Source organism: Streptomyces albidus (ex Kaewkla and Franco 2022), from assembly GCF_013870515.1.
Classification (GTDB): Bacteria; Actinomycetota; Actinomycetes; order Streptomycetales; family Streptomycetaceae; genus Streptomyces; species Streptomyces albidus.
Map to the genome: position 1 here is coordinate 1 of NZ_JACBXA010000447.1, position 2,312 is coordinate 2,312.

2 protein-coding genes and 1 pseudogene are annotated in these 2,312 nt (G+C 71.8%); 1 reads left to right on the plus strand and 2 read right to left on the minus strand.

The window, feature by feature from the left end; all coding sequences use genetic code 11:
* Window positions 1-257 (minus strand): annotated as a pseudogene (locus H5J26_RS30325) (aminoglycoside phosphotransferase family protein); the annotation flags it as partial.
* Window positions 258-512: 255 nt separating this feature from the next.
* Window positions 513-722 (minus strand): hypothetical protein, encoded by a 210-nt coding sequence (locus tag H5J26_RS30330; protein ID WP_181769160.1) that lies wholly within the window; start codon window positions 720-722, stop codon window positions 513-515.
* Between the two features lie 717 nt (window positions 723-1,439).
* Here H5J26_RS30330 and H5J26_RS30335 point away from each other — a divergent pair.
* Window positions 1,440-2,312, plus strand: an 873-nt coding sequence (locus tag H5J26_RS30335) for a serine/threonine-protein kinase (protein ID WP_181769161.1), incomplete at its 3' end; no start/stop codon positions are given.

Sequence of the window (2,312 nt, forward strand, 5' to 3'; positions counted from 1 at the left end):
GATGCGAGCGGCGGCAGCAGGATGCCGTCGAGCCGTGGGTGCGCCGCGATCCTCAACCGCAGGGCCAACTGGTCGGTGTACACGCCCATCTCGGACTCCGCGACGGGCGGATGAGCCTTCGCGACGACGCCGCCGAGACCGACGACCGTGCCGTCCGGCCGGTCCGCGAGTACGACCGGGCCCTCGGGCACCGGCGATGCGGACGCGGCCGCCTCCCCGGCGAGCGCGCGCAGTCGGTCGATGAGCGATGTCGGCACGGTCTCCCCGCGGTCTCTCGTGGCGTTCGCTGCTCGGGTCGGTACGTCGCCGGGCCGCCGCGTGAGCGTACGCGGAACGCCCGAGCGCGCATCACCCCTCAGAGGCCCCCATGGAAGAAGGGCCCGGCATACGTGAGGTCCGGGCAGCTCCCCAGCTGCCCGGACCTCAATGCCGTCCGCCGCACCCCCGTCCCCACGGGGCTGACGGCCGGGCTATCCCCGGCTCGGGCCGCTCTCCCGAGCCCGGGGCACCATTCAGTGCCCCAGCATTCCGGCCACGGACGACGCTTGTGCGACCACCGCCTCCACCGCCCCGAAGGCGACGGCGAGGAGGATGGCCAAGGGCAGCACCATGGCGGCGGCCACCAGCGGATGACGGCGTCCGCCGGGACGCGTGCCGAAGTCGGCTATCGCCGCCCACCGTCCACGTGCCCGGCGTGCCGTGCGCTCTGCTGTGTGCGCCATGGTCCGCTCCCCTCGATTCCAGGGGCGGCGGGCGACTGACCTCGGGGGACGAGTGCTTCGCCCGCCGCTTGCAACAAGACTAGGTCGGGGCGGTCCACCCGGCGTCATGCCCGCGTATCGACTGCGGGGCCTCCCGCAGGATGACAGTGAAGGCCGCCGGATACTCCCCAGGGTGGAGGCGTACGACGCTGTCCCGGGGTCTTCCCGGAGGGGTCGCCGCGTGGCACGGGCGACCACGCCGGGCCGCGAAGTCGGCCGGCGTCCGCGACCTTGGTGTCTTCGGACCCGAGTCAGTTCAACTTCCGGGTGAACGTGGGGAGATGAGCAGGTGAGATCTCTCACCCGCGCGCTCCCCCTCGGCGCCTGTCTCCTCGCCGTCCGGGGTCCGAAAGCAGCACCGCAGCAGCCGGGGCGGAGCTTGTCGAGGGGCTCGGCCGGGCAGTCGAGCCGTCATGTTCCGCACCGTCAATTCCGCGTGATGACGGGGAGGTTGGGACCGAGTGGGAATGCTGAACATGTGCGCAGCGCGGTAGTTGACGCGGACGTGTCGAACTGAATTCCACCCCGGCAATCCGTCCGGCGCCGCGTGCGCGGCCTATCGTCGCCACGTGGCAGCAGTCCGTAAGCTGTGCCTCGTCAGACGGACGAACCGGGTGCCGGTTCAAGAGGGCCTCCCGGTGACCGGGCGCGCCTGATCATGACAGGCAGGGGAACAACATGGCGATGATGCGGCTCCGACGAGAGGACCCGCGAGTCGTCGGCACATTCAGGCTTCACCGCCGGCTGGGAGCAGGCGGCATGGGTGTCGTCTACCTGGGCTCCGACCGGCGCGGGCAGCGGGTGGCGCTGAAGGTCATCCGTCCGGATCTGGCGGAGGACAAGGAGTTCCGCTCCCGTTTCGCCCGCGAGGTGTCGGCAGCGCGGCGCATCCGCGGCGGCTGCACGGCACGGCTGGTCGCGGCCGACCTCGATGCCGACCGCCCCTGGTTCGCCACCCAGTACGTGCCGGGCCCCTCGCTGCACGACAAGGTCGCCGACGCCGGGCCGCTGCCCGCAAGCCAAGTCGCGTCCGTCGGCGCGGCGTTGGCCGAGGGGCTGGTGGCCGTGCACGAGGCCGGCGTCGTGCACCGCGATCTGAAGCCGTCGAACATCCTCCTCTCCCCCAAGGGCCCGCGCATCATCGACTTCGGCATCGCGTGGGCGACCGGCGCGAGCACCCTCACGCACGTGGGCACGGCCGTCGGCTCACCCGGGTTCCTCGCACCCGAGCAGGTGCGGGGCGCACTGGTGACTCCCGCGACGGACGTGTTCGCGCTGGGCGCGACGCTGGCGTACGCAGCCACCGCCGACTCCCCCTTCGGGCAGGGCAGTTCGGAGGTGATGCTCTACCGCGTGGTGCACGAGGAGCCTCAGCTCGACGGCGTACACGCCGCGCTCGCTCCGCTCATCCGCGCCTGCCTGGTCAAAGCGCCGGAGGAGCGCCCGAGCCCGCTCCAACTCTCGCTCCGTCTCAAGGAGATCGCCGCGCGCGAAGCGCGGGGCCTGCCGGGAATTGGTTGGCAGCGCGATTCGGTGAGGTGCGATCCTGGA

What these genes read in the sequence shown, in the direction of transcription:
- H5J26_RS30330 (WP_181769160.1), bottom strand. Translation starts at nt 722, where the DNA reads ATGGCGCACACAGCAGAGCGCACGGCACGCCGGGCACGTGGACGGTGG.